The organism is Nitrospirillum viridazoti CBAmc, from assembly GCF_000730165.1.
In the GTDB taxonomy this organism is placed as follows: Bacteria; Pseudomonadota; Alphaproteobacteria; order Azospirillales; family Azospirillaceae; genus Nitrospirillum; species Nitrospirillum viridazoti.
This window is the reverse complement of sequence record NZ_CP022110.1, coordinates 1,052,838-1,072,970: the sequence shown is the minus strand read 5'-3', so window position 1 is coordinate 1,072,970 and position 20,133 is coordinate 1,052,838. Positions and strand designations below refer to the sequence as shown.

Sequence of the window (20,133 nt, the reverse complement as noted above, 5' to 3'; positions counted from 1 at the left end):
CCTCGCCGAGACCCCGACGCACTATCCTTGAATATCCAAAAGCACGCCCCGTCACTCCCACTCGATGATTAACCGGAGCGGTAAGTATTTGAATTTTCTATGAGTGTAAAACGGAGAAATCGACGACTACCGTCATATATACCGTCAGATTCATACGCAATTGTTCTTCAACAATAAATGTGGCGCGGTGCGCGGCGTCGATCTGTGCGTTTGCATTATATACGAAGCGCGGGAGAAATAGCTAGATCCGATCACAACAGTTCGCGATTGACTGTGATAGATGGCGAAGCCGCGTGCGCGTTCCGCGTTGCTCTGCAGGCTATGCATTCGATGCCCTCCAGCCTTCGCCAGGCTTCCAACGCTCATCCTTTTCAGCAGGCTCGATCAGGGGAAGCAGAAATCCGGCGAGGTCGGAGACGACGACAGCCAGGTCGGCCGGCGCCGCGGCCATTCGCTCTCGTCCCAGAAAGGCCTGCCACTGGCGCCCCCAAGCCTCCACGTAAGCATCGCTCAGACCGATCGGATTTTCGGTTGGAAGCATGGTCTCGCGCCGTGCAAAGGTCTGACGGACGGCCTCTTCAAGGGATGCGCGGTCAAACTCGAATGTCTGCGCGATCAGCCAGAGGTCGTAGAAATCCTTCAGCCGGCTGTTCGCGATGCCGAGCTGGACGAGCGCCTGGAATTTTTCGGCAACCACTGTCGTCACCGGATAAGCGCGCAGGCGGGGCGCCGGCGCGTCGAGCAGCGGCGGATAGACGATTTCGACGGGTCCCGGAGTTACAGCGTCACCAAAACCGATGTCGACCTGAATCGGAACGCGGGCACCGGCGATCGTCGCGGAGGTGCGTACGCGAATGCCGCCGTATTCAACGTCCTCTCGGATCGGAACAGCCGTGATCGCGACGATATCGAACTCCACGCCATCATCATCGACCGGTTGCCCGCAGATCTCGCGAAAGGCCCCGCCGATCGACTCAGGGCTGTTTTCGCCATAGCCGAGGAAATCGAGATCGCGTGTCGGCCGGAACGGGTCTTCTACCCAGGTCACGAACAGCATCGCTCCCTTCAGAACAAAGCGGTCGCGGTGGGGTGACTGGCTCAGCCGGTAGAGAAGCCGTTCCAGCGCGTAGCGCGTCAGCAAAATCTGGAAGTCCGTGCGTTCGACGCGAGACCGGTCGAGCAGACGAGCCCGGACCGAAGCACCGACATTTTTCCTGGGCTCACGCGCCATCGGCTACCATTGCCTCCACATAGGGTTTCATGGTCGTCCAAACCTTGCCTTTGGTCCCATAAGTCCAGAGCTGGTCGCTTGTGACTTTCCGTTGTCGAAGCCCCTCACGCAGACCTTCCAGAGCGACATCCAGACCGACCTTTGCCCGATAGCGGAAGCAATCGACGATCGTGCGCGCCGGATTTGTGATCGCCACCTCGATGCCATCGATGGCGTGCCGCTCGACACCTTCTGTCAGCGAGGCGCCGGTGAAGCGCACGAAGCGAATGGGTGGATAGTCGATCTTGGGACGCCAGGCGGTACGATCGATGGCCATCCAAACGGCCGACGGCATTTGCAGCGTCAGCTCGTGGAACTGCAGCGCCGAGGTCAGACAGATGATGCCTTTGGGAACGAGCAGCGATGCTTCGGCCAGGACGCGCGCCGCATCGCCCGAGCTATCTGCGAGCTGGTAGATCCCGCGCGCGGGACGAACAACCTCGCCGTCCCGGACAAGACGCGCCAGGGTTTCGGGCGCGATGCCGCGGGCGGCAAAGTCCTTCAGCCGCATTATGGGACACGCCTTCAGCAGCTTGAGCGCTTGGGCGCGTTGCGAGTCCATGGCCGTAGCGATGTGATGTTTCCTTGGCAGTTTTCAAAAACAGCAGAGGTTTTATCACAACACCAAGAAAAGACAATGAGGCACTTATCCCTCTGCGCTCGCAAGCCCTTTCAATGTGGTTTGCCTGTATCTCGACGCCAGAAGCCCCACCAAACTGGATCACGCCGATACCACTCAAATAGCTCCCCTGCAATTTCGCGAACTGAAGGGGCAAACCTGTCATTGTCACGAATAACGGAAAGAATTCGCGGGCTTTCAGAGCTCTGACCAAAGAGCGGCATTAAGCTGTAACCAATGCTAGGCCGATCGAAGTCACCGTCGGGCAACATCGAAAGTAGTTTGGAAATTTCGTCAACGTTAAAGGTCAAAACCTTTGCGATCGCTGGAGCACGAACTTCCTCGGGAATCTCGTTTGAATAATAACCGATATCGTCGTGACCTAGCAGCTTTGCTAGGGCAATGGGAAGGCTGAGTGTCAGTTGTTCAACGGGCTTCGACTTAAATGCCTCGATCAGACATTCCCATGCCGCAGCCTCGCGATAGTAGCGCGCTCGGATGGCGCGAACACCAATGTCATGTGTCTCAATGTCCCCGTCCATGACCCACGTGCATAATCGTTCAAGGGGAACGCTCGGCGGCTCCCCAAGAAGCGTCGGAACCAAAATCGATGCGAAATCTGTCTGGTTAAACTGATTCCAAAGTCCCTTTGCGAACGTAAATGTGGTCCCCTTCTTGGGATTTGCCACTCGAAATTCCCGAGCGGCGGTTTGCAAATCTATCCACCAGGCCGATTTTTCAGCTGGGTCATAGACCACGCCAAGCGTTACAAGGTCATGTTCAGCCCAGAAATAGATGTGAGAGGCTGTCGCAGGCAAACCACAGGTCGTTGGCGAAACATAGCTAACGCCGGACTTGATCTGAAGCGCGACTTCGCGTGGGCGAACCTCACCATTCACAACCAGCATCATGGTGGCGTCATGTCCAAAATCGTGCTGCAGGTTGATTTCTTTCAGCAGGCAGCCCGCTCCCTCCACGACATCGCGCACATAGTTTACCCCGGCACGCTCAGTAACGAGGTTCCCGCGCGTTCTCATTGGACATACCGAACGGTCGTTATTAGCAAACCAGTTTCCTTTTTCGATTTGGGGCGAACTAGCGCCATAAAGCCGCCCACGGTTTTACATGCGCCCACCACTCTTCTGGCGTTAAAATTCGCAAAGGTACTTGTCGTAGCCGATCTCGCTTCTTCACGATCGTTGCCCTGTCACAAGTACAGAAAACATCGCAACCAAATCCAATTGCATTCCCTATTAACTCGCGGTCGGCTTTGTCTGGCAAAGCAGCTACAAAAGGCGCTTCGATTAACTTGCGCCCAAAATCGGCAGCATATCTGTGATCATCGTCATCAAGGTTTTGGTTTACGATCCCGAATGCGTATTCCAAAAGCTCGGCTCGCAGCGAACAGTCTCTCGTGAGTGACAATTCATCGAGTGTCTTCCGCGACCCCAAAATGTCCCAGTCCGCCCGTGCGCCGACATAGAACACGTGCATAAGCGCCTCTATGTCTACCGCCAGCGTAGCGTCTACTTCTTGCGGGATTGGTGAATGGTCAAAAATCACCTCGCAGTATTTCACAAGTACATTTATTACGTTCGTATCTAGGAACACTCGTTTCGGAATTCTCTCAAAGGGAAAGCGCTTACAATCCTCGCTGTGCTCCTCAGCCATACGGTAAAAAACATACCTTCCCGTACTCCGGTCCCAGCTCTCGAGCGTCATAGCGCCACCACCGTCTTTTGCGGTTGGACCTTCTCCTCCGAACCATCATGTGGCCAGCGCTCGCAAGCAGCCGGGCGCGCCTCCAGCTTAATCGTCTCCAGAAGCCTCACCGAGATTGACGCTGAACCGCATACACGATCGAGAGCAGCACTGACCGCAGCCTTGTTCAGCGCCTCCGCCAAGGACTCTGGTGATGCCGCGTCAGGGGCGTCTGGCACAAGTAGGATGACATGATTTTCACCGATGATGCCGCCATTCTTCTTGATAAAAGCTTTGGAGATCGAAGCCGCATTGAGCCTCCGCTTCTGACCTCGCGACGAAGTTCGCTGAACAGCTACGCATTCTGTGCGAACCAGGTAGGGTGCATCTGCCGGAGCATCAGCCCAACCGTAGCCTTTGAAGGCGGCCCCTCTTTCAAAATCGAAGGTACCTTCGGGAGTAATCGACTTAGCCCATATAAGCGGATACCGCCCCTTAGCTGCTTGTTTGTGCATGCGCGTTGGTTGACGGTTAGCCACGAGATAGCCGACAGTCGCCCGGTACCCCCAATCCTTGAGCGTGGAGGAACGTGCTAGCTCCACTCCAGGCAATTGCCAAGGCGCTCCGTCAGTCTCAATGTGTGCAGCATCTTTGGAAATGAAGTTTCCGTCTCGACGGAAGACACCGCTTGCCGCCACACCTGCAGGCGGCTCAATCAACGCTTCCACTCGCCGCCGCAGAACAATGAAGCAAGCGTCTTGGATAGCATCAAGGAAAACATCGCTCCGCTTTTCGACAAGATCCACGACCAGAACCTCGGCAAGCTGCAGGACTCGCCTACGAAAAGATTCGAATTCAGGACCACCCAAAAATGACGCAGGAATTACGTAGCCGATCATGCCGCCTATTGGCACTTCCTCAAGCGCCCGCCTTACAAATAGCGCATAAAGATTGACCCTGCCGGACGCGATTTCGCCAAAGATCGACCTTGATAGACGTCTGTCACAACCACCTAGACGAAGAAACGGCGGATTGCCTACCTCATGATCGATATCGTCGTCCGAAGAAATCCTGGAGTCGAGACTATCGCCAACCTTAACCAACCTTAGATGCGCAACAGACTTCGGAGTAAATCCAAACTCGCACACTAACATTCGCCTTATTAGAGCATTAGCGATTGCAGCGAGATCCGGTTCGATCTCCCGACCAATCAAGTGAACAGGCAGCCGGCGCACAATATCGTCGTCGGTCAGCCCCAACTTCTTCCAAGCCGAAACCTTGATGCGAGCAAGCGGCACAAGGAAAGCCGCCCCGCCAGCAGCGGGATCCCGGAGCCGGTGCCCGACGAGGTCCACGCCACAGGACGCAAGGCGGGAGACTAGGTGATCTACCAGATGTGGTGGAGTGAAATATGCCCCCAGCCTCTTGCGACGATCCGCCGGAATCAACGTTGCGTAAGCGCTAGCGACAGCGTGATCGGCCCAAGCGGCCGGAAGCGCGTCGATGAGCTCAAGAAGATCACCATGCTCGCGCTTGATCAGGCTGAGACACGCCCGCAATGCTTCTGACTGGTTCAGCTTCTTTCTGCGAAATGCGGCAAGAAATCTATCGAACGATGGGATCGCGTCTACCGATTGGAGTGACGCAATAGTATCGATCGATGGCTCAAGTGCGCTGACATTGCTTCGAGTAATAGCCACGATGTTGAGCGCCCCTTCCTAGATATATCGGATTAAGGACGGCGCCCGAAGCGGCACAGCAATGCGCTCAACGCCCCTAACGATACTAGCGACGACACGCGCCGCGCGACCGTCTGTAAGGATTCCGAGCTCCATCGAATGTCGAGAAAATGCGGTCATGTTAGCACTTCCAACATAGGCGAGATCTTGGTCCGCCAGCAGGATCTTTGCGTGAAAAGTCTCGTACCCCCCCTCGACTGGCAACGTGTAGTTCAAAACCTCGACATCCAGCTGACGAAGGTCAGCCCAGTGGTGATCGACGGCAGCACGAGCCGATCCCGCTCTTCGAATGATGAGGCGTCGTCGATGCGCGTGTGTCCGGCGAAATAAATCAAGTGCGATGACTAGCCCTTCGTTGTTCAAGAATGGTGTCATAATTGTAAAACTGTTCGCCGCAGCATCAGCCAACTTTTCAAACGCGTCGTTGGTTGGTAGCAGCGCGGCATATGCCAATCCCGTCGCGGGCAACACCGACCAGATAACACTCGGTGACGGCGGCATCGTCACTACAGCGGTCGCCATGCCCCCATCCGGCATGATTGCCCGCATCGCGGCTGCGCCATCAAGGAATGACGCGAGGCCTGATGGCATCTGTCTCGGTCCCACCAACCAACCGGCTTCCAAGCGGCTCAACCAACCGCGGGTAACAAAATCAGAAGTGACCCGCAGGATCGAGCCAGTTGGCCAATTAGCAAGGCTATAGACATCGACTACGTTGCCTTGTCGGTCCTCCATCGCGCGCGCGAGCGCTGCTGCGGTAGGACAATCCGCACCGAGCCCGAGCACCAGAGAGCGAGCCAAGTCAACACCAATTGCGGCGGTCGCAGTCATGGCCTCTCCACATCCGCGCGTACCGGATGCTCCGCGCGACGTTCCGCAACGGTGTAGTATCCGCTCAATTCCGCCCCCACCACGTCCCAACGGGGTGCTCCGCGTCCGATGAGCACTGACCGCGACAACAGCTCGTTCCGCGTTAGGCAAGCACTTTCCGGGATGAGCACGCAGTCAGGACACGCTCCTCCACGGTGGTTGCACACGCTTTCGGAGCCGCATCGAAGACTGGCCGGATTGACCATGCGGTCGAGGACTTCATTGCCAAATGCTGGGTCCCCGCGGTCGCGCCACATGGACGACAGGTTGCCTAAATCCATGGTCATGCCACGGCGGTAAACCAGAAATGCCAAATCCGGAACAAACAGGTGCTCGCCGAACGAGCCGAGATCGAGGCCCGACATAGAAGCGGAAACTCCAATGAGATGGTGCGCCATCGTGTGCAAGAGCGTGTAGACGAATGGATAAGCCTGGCGCGGCACTGTTCTTTCGCGCCGATATTCATCGAGAAAGCGTGAAAACCGGGAGTTCGGATCGTTCTCGATCGCGGAAAACTCTTCTATAAGGCTTCCACCAAGTCGAACGCCCGGAACCGCGGGCGCGACAGCAACTCCGTTTTCCGCGAGCCATTCCCGCACGGTGTCTTCGTCTAGCCGCACATAGAAGCCTTCGTTCGACTGTAACAAACAAAGGACCGGATGGCAGGCGGCCTCGCCGACTTCCACGCGGTCGAACAATCGCAGCCGCACAGGCATCTCCGCATCACCCGCCTTGTCGCGCTTGACCGTGGGCGAGGACGATGTTCTCGTATAGGCAAATGTATATTCGCAAATTCGGACATCCCGGATCAGGCGCATTTCCGAAATGCCAAGGAGGTCTCTCCGGCGCCGCACTTCCGTTCTCAACCGATCGACTTCGCGTTCAGACAACCCGTCAGGGATTAGGAACGGGTCAAGAATCGTCACATCGACGGAGACTTCCTTGCCGTCATTGAGCTGCCCCCCACGCAGCTTCTCTTGCAATAGCGTTTCATGCTCAACGGCCATACGAATAGGATCGAAGCGCCGTACAAAGCGTTGGCGCTCTCGGCACGCAGTCGCGATCCCAGGTGTTGCTTGCTGGCGGCCTGCGAACACTGAAGCGTTCCAGTCTTCGTCTTGGCGGGTCAACGCCGATCGCGATGCGTCGATCATTTCGCGTGGCGTTGTGCCTCCTGCCTCGAGCATTTCGACCAACGCCCGCATGTGAACGTAATTCTCCCACTCCGCCCCCCGGCCGGCTGCTTGTAATAGCGCGGCCTTTTCCGCGTCAGCTAGATGGGTTGGCGGATAGCCATAGGTGGTGGCAATAAAGCTTTCGAGCTGGTTGATCTGAGTAGCGCCAAGCAGCGAGGCATACATGTCTTGGTCGAAGACCAGAAGTCGGTCGCCATGCGGATAGTAGGCCGCCGACGCGCGATAGGAGACTGGCTCCATGTTGATTTCGGCGATCAGCGCCTGGTTCTGATCAAGGAGCGGACCGAGACTCTCTAACGTTCGCAGATCTCGCTGGAGGATCGGACGCACCGTGTGACAAGCGACGCACTCGAAATGCCATCCTGCGAGGGGGCCTGGAGGTCGTCGCAGATAGAACCGATCGGACTCGCACGAACCACATCGCGCGATGTCTCGCACCTCTCGGTTTACAGAGTCCCAATACCGATAGCTTGGGCTTATCGCCTCGATCTCGCCAGACCAGTGGGTGAGGACAACGTCGATCTGTTGCCAATCGTCGGCGCATCCTCCCGCACCAGTTGGACAGGCCTGACGGAACCGCGCGGCTTCCTCTGCGACCCTGTCCAGCCGACGGGCCTCACGGTGCAGCCCGCAGCGCGTACAGGTAAACGCCAACGGGAACGGCACATACCCAACGAGATCTGGAATTTGAAAGACGAGATCGCCGAGCCGGACGCGGACCGCTTGATCGCTCAGGACGCGATTGTCTACCGCGAGCGAAGGCGGGACAGGATGGCGAAGATTTAGTCCGCGCATGGCACGGTCCGCCCAAGCCTCGAAATATTCTTGGATCTGTTCGCCGATCATGCGCAGTGTAATCGGTCGGAGTTCGGCAGTCCGATTGCCCGATGCAGACAGTGCCATGCAGGCGCCCGAGCCTCCTTCAAACGTAAAGAGGCTATGCGGGGCGTAGCTGGTGGCAAGCTGGCCACGCGAACGCTGCATCGTTGGAGGGTTGGTCATCGTCAGGCTTCTCCGTCCAATTCGCTCGACGCAGTTCGGCGACCGCGTGAGACACCGCGGTTGCGCACCATCGCCATGGCCTCGCCGACCTCCTCCCAGGAAAGCGGCTGGTTGCGTTGCGTCCGTTGCGACGCGCGGATGCGGCCTGCGGCGTCGACATCTCGTAGGCTCGTCATCGGTCGCTGCAGTCCGCTCAGCGGATTGCTCCAAAAATCGTTGAGCCGCCCTGTGAAGTCGCCGCTGGCAATGACCGCTTGAATCCGTGCCGCCGCAGCTCGCACAAGGTCGCTGTAGTAGATCGGATTGGTCGGCGCTCCGGTGGTTGCGCCGATGCCTACCGCCTCAACGACAAATGCGACACAATCGTCGAAAGCCCTCGCGTCTCGGAGAAGTCGTTCGACCTGCTCGACGGTCGTTGGCAGAGTGATCTGCGCTTTGTGCTCCAGCGCCGCGGCAAGAAAACGTTCCTGATGCCGCACCCCCGCGAGCCACATCTGCACAAGCGACGGTATCGTTCGGCTGATGGCGCGATCTGCCCATCGCTCCACCGCTGGAGGCGCAATCATTCGCTCCAGCAGGCGATGAAATGACTCGTGGACTTCGACCACAAATCTATCCCTCCGCGTCTGCGGCGTCGGGATGAGCAATGAAAATCCCACGTGCGTACGCCCAACTCGCGAGGAGGCTTGGATATACTCGGCGATATCGGACGGCATTCCGGCAAACGCCATTGCATTGAAGGACTCGACGTCCACACCGTGCGAGATCGCAGAGGTCGCGACGATGCCTCGCAAAGCGGTGCCGATGTCATCATGCATGGGATCGAAAGGCCGCTCTGCCGCACGGATTACCGACTGGATGCCGCCAATATCGACGCCACCCGAGATCAGCTCCATTGTGAACGAGGACAACGCATATTCCGGTCCCATGGCCGCATGCGCTTCGCGTACTTCCGTCTCCAACGCTGAGAGGATCTGGTCGCCACCCTTCTTGTTCGTCACATATGTGAGCTCAATCCGGTGTAGATCGACCAAGGCCGCCAGCCTGTCGAACCTTCCCTCCCTCGCTGCCGTCCGCACGGCGGCGCGGCGCGTATCAAACCATCTCGCATCCGACACGCATTCTTCGATTTCTGTAGCAGCCCGCGCCTGGCGCGCCGCATCAGAAGACGCCAAGTCCCGTTCCCATCGCGTGACGGTGGCTGCGTGCGCAGCGAGCACCGACAATGTCGTAACCGTGTGTAGACGCCCGTTGGTCATCAAGCTCGCATACACTCGACCCCACGGAGCAGCCGCCTCCCTGCCGCGAGGTGTGCCAAGCGCCGCTTGACGTTCTGTCGCCGCAGCGCCGCCTGGCTGGAAACTTGCTATTCGCGTGTAGAAGCCACCGTGAAGACTTGGTCCGGGATGCGGGAATTGTATGACCCGTCTTTGATAGAGCGCACGGGTATGTTTGGCGGCATCCGCCGCGGTCGCAGTCGCACCAATGACGTGCGGCAGCCGTGGGCGATCAGGAGCACCGGGAACCCGACACACCCGCTGGCCGAGTAGCTGCGACAATCGCGAAAGCCAGGCAAATAAGCCGGTTTCGAAAATACCGCCAAAGGTTCCCAGACTCTCTTCCAGGAGATGCATCTCGTCCTGGACAATTAAGCTCGGGAACGGGTCGAAGAAAACCTCTACTCCATCAGGATATGCTGGGGCCACACGCTGATGGCCCGGCGGTGGGGCAGCGCTGGTGGCCGTCCCGCTGGGCATATGCAGCAAGCCGCCGCCGGCGTTCTCGATCCACCGCGCAAGCCCAAACATTCCCGCGATCCGATCGACTGTCGTGGTGCTCTGGCCAAGAAGCGCCAGCTTGTCGATTGTGCCCAACAGCACAGCGGGCGCGCGCCGATAAATGTCGGTGTCGGCAATCAAGAATGGCAGAGGTTCGAGCCCGTCGGTTCGATGACTCCGGTTCCAATCGCAAGAACCGTGCAGACAGACGATTCCGAGCTGGTGATGCCTTTCCGGAAAGAGGCGCAGGCCCGTTCCTCGGTCTGACCCGCAGAAGGGACAAACCGGGAGCTTGTTCCAAGCGGTCTTGGCCGCGACATACTCGCGGTCGATCCGCTCCTGGCTCGCCATCAACGCGTCTTCGTCTCTCGCGCGCGCGTCGGTCGACACAGGCACACAACGAAGCGCGTCGGCGATTTCGCCAGGACGCTTCTCCGTTGAGTTGGGCGTGTTGGTGCCTCCCACCCAAAAGCCGATCTCGAAAGCACTTCCGTCTATGTGCTCGGCTCGGCGCACCATCTCCGCCCGAGCCAGGAGACGTGCGAGCCTCTGCGCTTGTTGCACCGTCAGCAGCCGCAGCGGGTAGTGCATCATAGCTGTGACGCCGCGGTGCTTCCCTCTCATCCTGTCGAGGAACAACGCAAAGACCAGCGTGCCGAAGAACGCCTCAGTCTTGCCGCCGCCTGTCGCCATGTAGAGCAGGCTCGCCGCATCTTCGTCGAACACAGCATTGAAGTGACCCGCGTACTCGGGCAGTCGCGACGCGAAAGTTGGAACATGTGCCAAGACAAATGCGAGCTGAAAGAGTCTCCAACCGGGTGGCGGCTCGCCCTCGCGCGGCGGCGATGCGGCTGCGAACGTCCTGTTAAGAAGCAACCAAGCGCGATAAGGAACACCCGCGGCGGCGTTTCGGTCATGGCGCCATGCTTCCTGAGCCTCCGCCAATAGAGCCACACCCGCGCTTATTCTGGCCGCTTCGTTTCGCCATGATTGCAGATCGTCCTGGAATCTCGTCTGCTGCGCCGCTTCGTCCTCGGCGGTACCCTCTTCGCCAGCAACGGAAAGCTGTGTCTCGCGTGCGACCAGGTCGATCCAATCTCGCAGCGCCTGCGGCAATGCAGCGAGATCGCTCAACTCAGTCGTCTCTAGCCCCAATTGTCCATAAGACGTGGGAACGGCCGCGACCTCGGTAGCTTGTGCGCGCGGCAGCACATAGCGCGGCATCCATGTCGTTCTCAGTGACCGGGCGCCCTCGTGCATTCCGAGATCAGATACACCGCCGTTCACGCCGATGGCTGGCATCGTCATGAAGCCGGCCAAATGATAGCTGCGCCTCACACGCTCCAAGCGCATCGGGCCGAGCGCGTCATTCGGCAGCTCGACCGTCAGACTGGCATTGAAGAGGCCGCACTCCATCGCTGAGTCGCCCTCACGCAAATTCTCGAGCGCGATGCGAACCGAAAAACTCCCCTGTTCGAGTGGGTCGCGTAGCGGTTGAACAAGAATTTGCACATCAAAATTCGGGACTAGATCGGACGTACTCGGTGTCGCCGCACGAGCAGTTGCGAGAAATCGGTCCCAAGACTCAGGATCCCAGAATGCCTCCGAGGGAGGGTGAAGCTTTCGCCATGCTTCACTTTGGCCCACCGGCGAGGCGATCCAATCCAAATACGCCGCGCGGATCGAAGTCAGCAGCTGCGTCTTGTATCCAGCAGTCAGCCGCTGCCACTCCTCAGGATCACATGGCAGCGGAAACGTGAGTGCCGGCGCGTCCACGCGCAGACGGATCCATTTCTGAGGAATGTCGTATCGCCGCGACAGCCCGTCGGGTATGCGAAGCCGCCCACTAAGCACCTTTGACGGCGGCATTCCCTCTTCGATCGCCGTATCATCGCGTTCGTCTCCGCCCGGAAGACGGGCGGCGGGCGGCACCCCGACGCCCATGGCGATGTATATCTCGCGCGAGATTGCGGCGCGGCGCACAGCGCGCTCTCCTGAGGGTGTCCCGCGGGGAATTTCTGCGGCCGCTCGCCGATTGATCTGATCCTTGGCATGCTGACGTGCGGCATCGTTGAAATCCGCGCGCGGAATCAACCTCCCCTCGCGCGCGAACAGCTCTGCCGCAGTCGGAAGCGCTCGAACGTAGACGGCCAAATTTGGCAGAACGCGCAATACTCCACCGCAGGGCCGCACGCGCAAATCCATTCCGTGTGCCGGTATCTTGATGTCGCTTGACTCGTCATCTCCGTCTTCATTCAGCCGCGGAAGAATGAACCCGCTGGACAGAACACGAGACGGCTTTTCGCCAAGAATGGCGGCTCCATGTACGCCCTCGCCAGAAACAACACGCCTCGTTCGCTCCAACACGGCATCGCAAACCGCTTCTTTCAATTGCTGGCGGTCATCCCATCGCATCCCGTCGAGCGCACGCGGTTCAACCATGGACGTTCTCCCCTCCGCCAGTAGTCACACCTATCTCCGCAACCTCGTCCAGCGCATCGAGCACGAGCTGCCACAAGCCCGGCATCGCCTTCCACGCTGCAGCTCCCGCGGAAGTCCCCTCGGGATCGAGAATGAATTGAACAACGCGCTGATTGAAGAGATACCCTTCGTGCACTCTATAAGATCGCGCCGGAACAATCGCCGCTCGCCAATACATATCGGCAGAATGGGTATCGACGCCGACAGCCTGCATGAACGTGCGAAAACGTGGCCAATCGCGTGCTGCGCGGGGCTGTCTGCTACCATCGGCTTCGCCCGAAGCCTTGTCGGCTGTCAGCCAGCGAACGACGTTCTGAAGTTCGTGAGACCCAATGGCCGGGTCAAAGGTGTGCATAGCAGCAAGCACGTGACGTGCTTTTTCTTGATCCGATGTACCGACCGCAGCCGCCCTAATGGCCGCGATCCTGCTGTGGTAAAGTCCAAGTTGCTTTAGGTTCTCCCTCGATCCTGCGATCGCGCGGCGAATGGGCTCGCGAACCGATGCGTCGAGCACAAGAATGCGGTCACCCCGTTTGATGTCCCGCGCATGCGTGCGTTCGAAAGGTCTTGTTTCACCCGGGGAATACTCAAGGACGTCGCTTGTTGGACGATAAGCAAGACGATGTCCGCGGGCCGTTGTGAAATGCAGTATCTCGCCTTTGTAGGCTTCGCCGGAGCGCGTGAAATCGATCTCGCCCTCAGGAATGGCGGCAGCAACGCGAAACTCGGCCTCGGCAAGATCCAACCTCTCATTCGCACCACCGTGCTGCAGCGCCGCCGACATCGCACAAGCGCGCTCGGCTATCGCTGCAAACCCCGGAATCCGACTGATCGGTGCGATCTCGGCCAAAAGCAACGCTATTCCAGCGGCATCGCCCAGGAGCAAAACCCGTTGCGGAGCGACTGGCGCGGGCAGCAAAGCACGAATAACATCGGGTGTCGTCCCGACGACAACGATGCGGGTGGGCAACTTGGATGTGAGCCGCTCCGTCAGACCACGCACATCGAGAATTTGACAGCGAACGCCCAACGCGCGATCTGAACTTAAGTAGATGTCCGCCGTACGGCGGTCAGGAATGATCAGTGTCGTCGTTATGCTGTTCCAGGCGTTATCCTTAAGAATACTCGCGAGCTTCGCCGAAATCGGCGTTTCCTCATCCCACGCTGTCACGCGCGTCTTGATTTCGCGGATAAGTCGTCTGGCTTCATCACCGAACTCCGGCACTAAATCAGCAGCGGCGGCAAGCGGACCGAGCGCCATGTTTGGCCGAAACAAGGCCCGCACCGACAGGTCGACTTCATCGTCACCATCGTGAAGAATATCGGCAATCTCGCGGGCTTCTCGGACACCGACTGGCAAAGAGGCGGACCTCCGCACGAACGCAAGCGCCCGCGAAACCGCGTCTGCGGCGACTGCTTGGCCAACATTACGAAAATTTCGACCGAGAGCCAGTAGGTCATTGCGTACGGTTGCCAAGGCGGCATCCTTGATATCCGCCTCGAATGCGATGGGAGCAACATCGACCGGAAAGACACTCGCGAGGCCGAAAAGGCCCGGCTCTTGCAAATAGGCTCCGACCTCGAGCGGTGCTCGACGCAAGGGTCGCAGCCCTGCATTGACTGTTCGAAGGGCACGAACTGCCTTGCGCAGCGTAAAAGCGTCGTCCGATAGAACCACGACTGGAGGCCGCCGGCCAGGAACGTGTTCGAGGGACTGCAGGACGGTTATGAATCTCCCCTCCCAGTCGTCCGGAAGCTCGGATCGGCCGGTCCGAGTCACGTCAACGATCAAGGTATCCAGTGATTTCGCGACGAAGCGAGAAAACTTGAGACAACGGAGGAGCGGCTCCAGCTTCGTCGCAGCTGGTAGGCCGAAGATGGCGAATGGTGTCTTGGTCGGATCGCCAACAGCAGCGATATGTCCTTCTATGCCCGCGTTCTTGTCGCCAATGTGTGTGTAATCACGGACACGTCGGAGCACCTGCTCCCCGTCGGCGACATAGGCTGGACCGCGGGGTCCTCCGACTGGCGCAAATACAGAAGTTGATTCCAGCAACGTCGGACTGCGCACAATAACGTTCGAGCGTGTCGCAACGGCTTGCTCGTTCAACGGTACGCCCATTGTAGTCAGATCACGCAGCCGCATTTCCAGAAGACAGAGGGAATCGTGCGCGAGATCTGGTTGTGCCCATGCCGCACCTTTGCGCATTTCATCAGCAGCCCGCGCCGCAGCCTGCGCAACATCTCCTGGATGAACAAGGATCGAGCGGGCCGCCCACGTCGCCCCGCTTCGCCACGGCCAAAAGGCGACGGTGGCATATGCCAGCCGCCCGCTTGTTCGCGCCTCTCGTATAGCAACCGCAGCTGCAGAAAAGCCACCGCCAGGTCTCGCCGGCCAGGCCATGATGGCGCGGTCAGCCCCATCTTCAATCGAATCAAGTATCGCGTCGATTATCGGCCGCCCGCGATCTGAAGGCACCCAATCGGCTGGGGCACTCGTCAATGCAAAGCGGACCGTGGTCGCGCTCGAAATTCCTCGCCTTGAGAGCCGAGCAGATGCCTGAGCAGACTGACGCGTTGCCAGAAGAGCTTGGACCCTTTCGGCTTGGCGGCGTCGGCTTTCGTTAATGCGTTCTATTTGGTCAGTCTGATCCCAGTTCCGACCGCGCCCCCGCTTCTTCGACACTTGCTTGGTTCGCCCCTCGGTCCTCTCGTATATGCCCTCGACGGCTAAGTCTTATACTTCCTTATTGCTAGTTATCGAGCAGCCTCCCGGCAGCCTGTCCCCTTTGGCAACACTACAACCTATGATACTTTTCCTCGGATGAAAGCTCAAGGGATCCAAGGAACTGTATCAGAAAAGCCCCGCCTCCAACGGGAACAGCTCGCTGCATTCTTGCACGCACGCGGCATGCCCGCCTATCGCGATACCTTGATCGCATCACCCCGTGATCGGAGTGCCCCGTGCCCCCCTCCGCGCCTTCGCGAACCCCCGGTCCGTTGCCATGAACCGCTCCAACATGGGCACGATCAGGCGGACGGGATCGGAGGCGGCTTGCCCCGCCTCCCGGCTGAGGATTTCCGCATAAGCGGTCAGGTCGCGATGCAGGCTCGCCGGCAATTCCAGCGTGACCTTCACCGGCTTGTCGTCGGCGATCGGACCGAGTTTCAGCTTTGCCATGTCAGCCTCCGTAGGACTCAAGAACGAGATCGCGGGTGACGATCACGCGGACGGGGAAACCCGGCCGGATGGTCAGCGTCGGGGCGATGTTGAGCTGGCGCTGCACGATCTGTTGGCCGGTCTGGTTGATGCTGTCGGAGGCACCGTTGCGCAGCGCGCGGATGATGTCGCTGTCATTGCTCGACGAGCCGGATTGAGCGCCGACGCTGAGCAGCGTCGACAGCGCCGCGGCCTTGAACAGCTCGCCCCAGTGATAGTCGACGCCGTCTTCGAGTCCGGCATGGCCCTCGGCGTCTGCACCTGGCTGACGCTCCAACACGATCGAGCGGCCATTGGGGAAGATCAGCCGGTTCCATACCAGCAACACGCGGCGCTGACCGAAGCCGACGCCATTGTCGTACTGACCGATGATCCGCGTGCCCTGCGGCACGAGCAGGATGCGCCCGGTCCGGCTGTCATAGACGTTCTCCGTCACCTGGGCGGTGATCTGACCGGGGAGATCGGAGCGGATACCGGTGATGAGTGCCGCCGCGATCACCGCCCCGGCCTGAAGCACATTGGCCGACGCGGGAGCGGCGATACGATCTGGCGAGACCGTGCGCTTGTCGGGTGCCTGGTTCAGGAATGCGAGCTGACGGTCCTGCGCGGAAGGTGTCGCGGGCGGTGGCGCGAGCCCGAGGCTGGCAAGGTCCGCCTGCGGCGAGACCGTAGCTTGCGGCTGCGGCGCAGCGGTGTTGGCTGGCCGCGTCTCGGTCGAAGCAAAGAGACGGGCCGTCCGCGCGGCTTCTAACTCCTGAATGCGGCGCTGCTCTTCCTGGCTGATCCCCGGATTGGGCGTCGCGATCCCCGGTGTCGGCACCGGCTGGCCGGCATTCTGGGCGCTGAGGATCGGCCGGCCGAGGTCGCCCGGCAGCGGCGGGCCGAGCTTTGGGACACCGGCATAGTCCTTCGGCAAGGCGGCAAGGCCGTCAGGCGTCGTCCGGTTGTCGGTCGAATAGAGCTCCTCGTTCGTCTTGCCGCCGTGCCGGGTTTGAAGCGCGTAGATCAACGTGCCGCCGATACCGGTGCCGGCGAGCAGGCCGAGGAGGATCAGCACCTTTCGCGAGAGGCGCGTCACGCGCGGCGGTTCGGGCCGCAGCCGCATCGGCGCGACCGGCTCTCCGGTCAGCGGTCGGGCATCGTCCTCCGCGTCCGGCTTCTGACGATCGGGGTCGATCTCGCTCACGACGCCGGCCTCCCGTCGGTTCGGGAGATGCGAACGCGCTTCTGGTTCTTGTCTGCGCCGAAGCGTAGCTCGGCGGCGGCAAACAGCCGGTCGACGATCATGTAGTTGTCGCGGACGCGATAGTTCACCAGTTCCGAGGTGTCGCCCTCCGGACCGACGACGAAGAGCGGCGGCATCTCGCCCTGGCCGATACCGCGCGGGAACTCTATGAACACCTGCTTGCCGTCGTCGAAGGCGCGGAGCGGCCGCCATGGCGCGCGATCGCCGGTCACCTCGTAGCGGAAGTTGACGCGAGTGAGATCGATGCCAGTCGCCACCGGCTGGACAGCTTGAGCCTCGGCGTTCTGCCGACGCAGCGCGATGAGCTGATCCTGCGGATACTGCCAGGACACCGAGGCCATATAGGTCTTCTCGGTCGAGCGCAGCTCCATGTGGTAGGTGCGCGCATTGGTGTTGATGACGAGATTGGTCATCAGCTCGGGTCGCGTCGGCTTGACGAGAATATGAACCTGCTTGGCGGCGCCAGTCCCGCTCTCGGTGTCGCCGATGATCCAGCGCACCGTGTCGCCGGCGGCGACTGGACCGGCGCCCACCAGCGTTTCGCCGGGCTGCAAGGCGATGTCGGTGATCTGGCCGGGCGCGGTGTAGACTTGATAGAGCGCGCCATCGACGAAGGGATAGACTTGGATGGCGTTGATGAAGCCGTTCCGGACCGGCTGCATCCGCGCGGCGGCGTTGGCCTCATTCACCCGCGCGGCGGGGTCCGGCAGCTCGGGCGTCGCCTTGCCGTCCTTGCCGACTGGCTTCAGTTGACCGGGCAGCGGCAGCGGCTTCGGCAATTCCACCACCCGAACCGGCGCCGGGGGATCGGCGGTCTGAACCGCAGGCATCGCATCGTCATAGGAGATATCCGGCGGCTTCTGCGCCGTGGCGCATCCCGCGAGCACGGACGTGCAAGCCAAGAGAAGCGGCAAGGCGGATCTACCGAAAGCCTGAGAACTGCAGGTGAGGAAAGCCGGACGTTCCGCTTGTCCGGGGGCGGCTTCACGGAAGGTCGGCGTCATTGGGTCAGCTCCTTCGACCAGTTGATCGCGGTGACGTAGATTCCGAGCGGGTTGGCCCGGAGCTTTTCGGCGTCACGCGGCATCTGCACCACAACGGTCAGAATGGCGGTCCAGCGCTCGGTGGAGGCGAGCGAGCCGTCCTGATAGGTCCGCTGAACCCAGGCGACGCGGAAGCTGTCGGGCGACGCGCGGATGACGCTCGAGACGTCGACGGCGATCTGCATCTTGCCGACCTTGGTGAAGGGGTCGTTGGCGCGGGCGTAGTCGTTCAGCGCCAATGCTCCGGCCTGCGTGGTGAAATCGTAGGCCCTGAGCCAGTTCTGACGGACGATGATCGCGTCGGCCGGGATCGAGCGAACCTCTTCGATGAAGCGCGCGAGATGGAAGGCGATCTGCGGATCGGTTGGCCGATAATCGGCGGTTGCCGGCGCGACGGCCTGCGCCTGACCGAGTTTGTCGACCTGCACCACCCACGGCACGACCGAGCCGCTCAGCGATTGCAAGACCAACGCCGCCGAGAACCCCGCCGACAAGGCCAATGATCCGAAGGCCATCAGGCGCCAGTTCTTCGCCTGCACGCGGACCGAGCCGATACGGTCGTCCCAGACCTGCGCGGCGCGCTGATAGGGCGTCTCGGGTTCGGGAGACTTGCCGTAGTGGGTGGAGGGTCGTTTGAACATCAGTGGTCGCTTTCGGAGAGATGGACGGACGAGCCGCCGCCATGGCTGTCACCGGACTTGACTGCGTGGGCGGCGGCCTGAACGCCGTGCGACATCGCTTGCGAACGCTTCATGCGCTTGGCCCAAGCGGGCGCGCCGTCGGTGGTTGCGGATGAGGACGCGGCGGCATCGGAGGCGCCGCCTTCACCGGCGACCGATCGGCCACCCGCCTCGAAGCTCTCCTTCATCGACGTAGCGGCGCGCCGGAATGGACTGGCGATGGCCGAGCCGAGTTTGGAAGCACCGGTGCCGGCGACATTGCCGAGACCCGCTGCGACGCCTGTCGCGCCAGTGCGTCCGGCCGCACCGAGGCTGTAGGCAGACGATGCTCCGCCTGCGAGTGCCGCCCCACCGCGCGCTGCTGCGGCAGCGCCTCCTGCCAATGCCGCGCCACCAGAGGCGACAGCGCCGACCGCCGCAGCACCCGCCATCGCCATGCCGCCGACGGCGAGCCCGGTTCCGATCGCTGCGCCGGCGCCGAGTTGGGGCCCTCCCGAGACGAGGCCGTTGGCGATACCGGGACCGAAGATGCCGAGACCGAGCAGCGACAGCGCCGCCAGCACGATCGCCATGGCGTCGTCGATGGTCGGCGTCGCGCCGTTGAAGCCGGCGGTGAACTCGGAGAAGAGGGTCGAGCCGATGCCGATGATGACGGCGAGCACCATCACCTTGATGCCGGACGAGATCACGTTGCCGAGCACCCGTTCGGCCATGAAGGCGGATTTGCCGAAGAGGCCGAAGGGGATCAGCACGAAACCGGCGAGCGTCGTCAGCTTGAACTCGATCAGGGTGACGAAGAGCTGGACGGCGAGGATGAAGAAGGCGAGCAGGATCAGCGCCCAGGCGAACAGCAGGCAGGCGATCTGAATGAAGTTCTCGAAGAACGACACCCAGCCCATCAGGTCGGAGATGGAGTCGAGCAGTGGCCGTCCGGCATCGAGACCGGTCTGCGCCACCTTGCCGGGACGCATGAGATCGCTGACCGAGAAGCCCGTGCCCGACGCTTTCAGGCCGAGCCCCGCAAAACTTTCGAAGACGATGCGCGCGAGGTTGTTCCAGTTGCCGATGATGTAGGCGAAGACCCCGACGAACAGGGTCTTCTTGATCAGCCGCGCGAAGATGTCGTTGTCGGCACCCCACGACCAGAACAGCGCGGCCAGTGTCACGTCGATGACGATCAACGTCGTGGCGATGAAGGCCACCTCGCTCTGCAACAGGCCGAAGCCGCTGTCGATGTAGCGGGTGAAGACCTCTAGGAAATGGTCGATGACGCCCGAGCCGCCCATGG

The 20,133-nt window shown here is 60.5% G+C and carries 14 protein-coding genes; all 14 read right to left on the bottom strand.

From position 1 onward, the window contains the following. Positions 1–319: 319 nt before the first annotated feature. Complete coding sequence (locus tag Y958_RS04965; protein WP_088871130.1) at positions 320–1,231, bottom strand: nucleotidyl transferase AbiEii/AbiGii toxin family protein; 912 nt, start codon at positions 1,229–1,231, stop codon at positions 320–322. Then, positions 1,221–1,781 carry a type IV toxin-antitoxin system AbiEi family antitoxin domain-containing protein gene (locus Y958_RS04960; RefSeq protein WP_211098532.1) on the bottom strand — a complete coding sequence of 187 codons (561 nt, stop codon included), beginning with the start codon at positions 1,779–1,781 and terminating at the stop codon, positions 1,221–1,223. Before Y958_RS04960 ends, Y958_RS04965 begins: the two co-directional genes overlap by 11 nt. 161 nt (positions 1,782–1,942) lie before the next feature. Further along, a complete protein-coding gene (locus tag Y958_RS04955) occupies positions 1,943–2,878 on the bottom strand; it encodes a DUF4365 domain-containing protein (RefSeq protein ID WP_186291265.1) in 936 nt (311 codons plus the stop codon). A 106-nt stretch (positions 2,879–2,984) separates the two neighbouring features. Next, positions 2,985–3,611, bottom strand: a complete 627-nt coding sequence (locus Y958_RS31225) for a hypothetical protein (protein WP_145727996.1) — start codon at positions 3,609–3,611, stop codon at positions 2,985–2,987. After that, positions 3,608–5,290, bottom strand: coding sequence for an Eco57I restriction-modification methylase domain-containing protein (locus tag Y958_RS31220; RefSeq protein WP_211098531.1), 1,683 nt, complete (start codon positions 5,288–5,290; stop codon positions 3,608–3,610). Before Y958_RS31220 ends, Y958_RS31225 begins: the two co-directional genes overlap by 4 nt. A gap of 18 nt (positions 5,291–5,308) precedes the next feature. Next, complete coding sequence (locus Y958_RS04950) at positions 5,309–6,160, bottom strand: phospholipase D-like domain-containing protein (RefSeq protein ID WP_088871127.1); 852 nt, start codon at positions 6,158–6,160, stop codon at positions 5,309–5,311. Continuing rightward, complete coding sequence (locus Y958_RS04945; RefSeq protein ID WP_186291264.1) at positions 6,157–8,397, bottom strand: hypothetical protein; 2,241 nt, start codon at positions 8,395–8,397, stop codon at positions 6,157–6,159. The genes Y958_RS04950 and Y958_RS04945 overlap by 4 nt, the downstream gene beginning before the upstream one ends. Before the next feature lie 2 nt (positions 8,398–8,399). Further along, positions 8,400–12,617 (bottom strand): DEAD/DEAH box helicase family protein, encoded by a 4,218-nt coding sequence (locus Y958_RS04940; RefSeq protein ID WP_088871126.1) that lies wholly within the window; start codon positions 12,615–12,617, stop codon positions 8,400–8,402. Further along, positions 12,610–14,865 carry a hypothetical protein gene (locus Y958_RS04935; protein ID WP_211098530.1) on the bottom strand — a complete coding sequence of 752 codons (2,256 nt, stop codon included), beginning with the start codon at positions 14,863–14,865 and terminating at the stop codon, positions 12,610–12,612. The genes Y958_RS04940 and Y958_RS04935 overlap by 8 nt, the downstream gene beginning before the upstream one ends. A 732-nt stretch (positions 14,866–15,597) precedes the next feature. Beyond that, positions 15,598–15,837 (bottom strand): DUF2274 domain-containing protein, encoded by a 240-nt coding sequence (locus tag Y958_RS04930; protein WP_088871124.1) that lies wholly within the window; start codon positions 15,835–15,837, stop codon positions 15,598–15,600. A 1-nt stretch (position 15,838) separates the two neighbouring features. Then, positions 15,839–17,062 carry a TraB/TrbI/VirB10 family type IV secretion system protein gene (locus Y958_RS04925; RefSeq protein WP_088871123.1) on the bottom strand — a complete coding sequence of 408 codons (1,224 nt, stop codon included), beginning with the start codon at positions 17,060–17,062 and terminating at the stop codon, positions 15,839–15,841. Continuing rightward, positions 17,059–18,126 (bottom strand): P-type conjugative transfer protein TrbG, encoded by a 1,068-nt coding sequence (gene trbG / locus Y958_RS04920; RefSeq protein ID WP_088871122.1) that lies wholly within the window; start codon positions 18,124–18,126, stop codon positions 17,059–17,061. Before trbG ends, Y958_RS04925 begins: the two co-directional genes overlap by 4 nt. Beyond that, positions 18,123–18,806, bottom strand: a complete 684-nt coding sequence (trbF, locus tag Y958_RS04915) for a conjugal transfer protein TrbF (RefSeq protein WP_088871121.1) — start codon at positions 18,804–18,806, stop codon at positions 18,123–18,125. The genes trbG and trbF overlap by 4 nt, the downstream gene beginning before the upstream one ends. Next, complete coding sequence (trbL, locus tag Y958_RS04910) at positions 18,806–20,131, bottom strand: P-type conjugative transfer protein TrbL (protein WP_088871120.1); 1,326 nt, start codon at positions 20,129–20,131, stop codon at positions 18,806–18,808. Before trbL ends, trbF begins: the two co-directional genes overlap by 1 nt. Between the last annotated feature and the right edge of the window lie 2 nt (positions 20,132–20,133).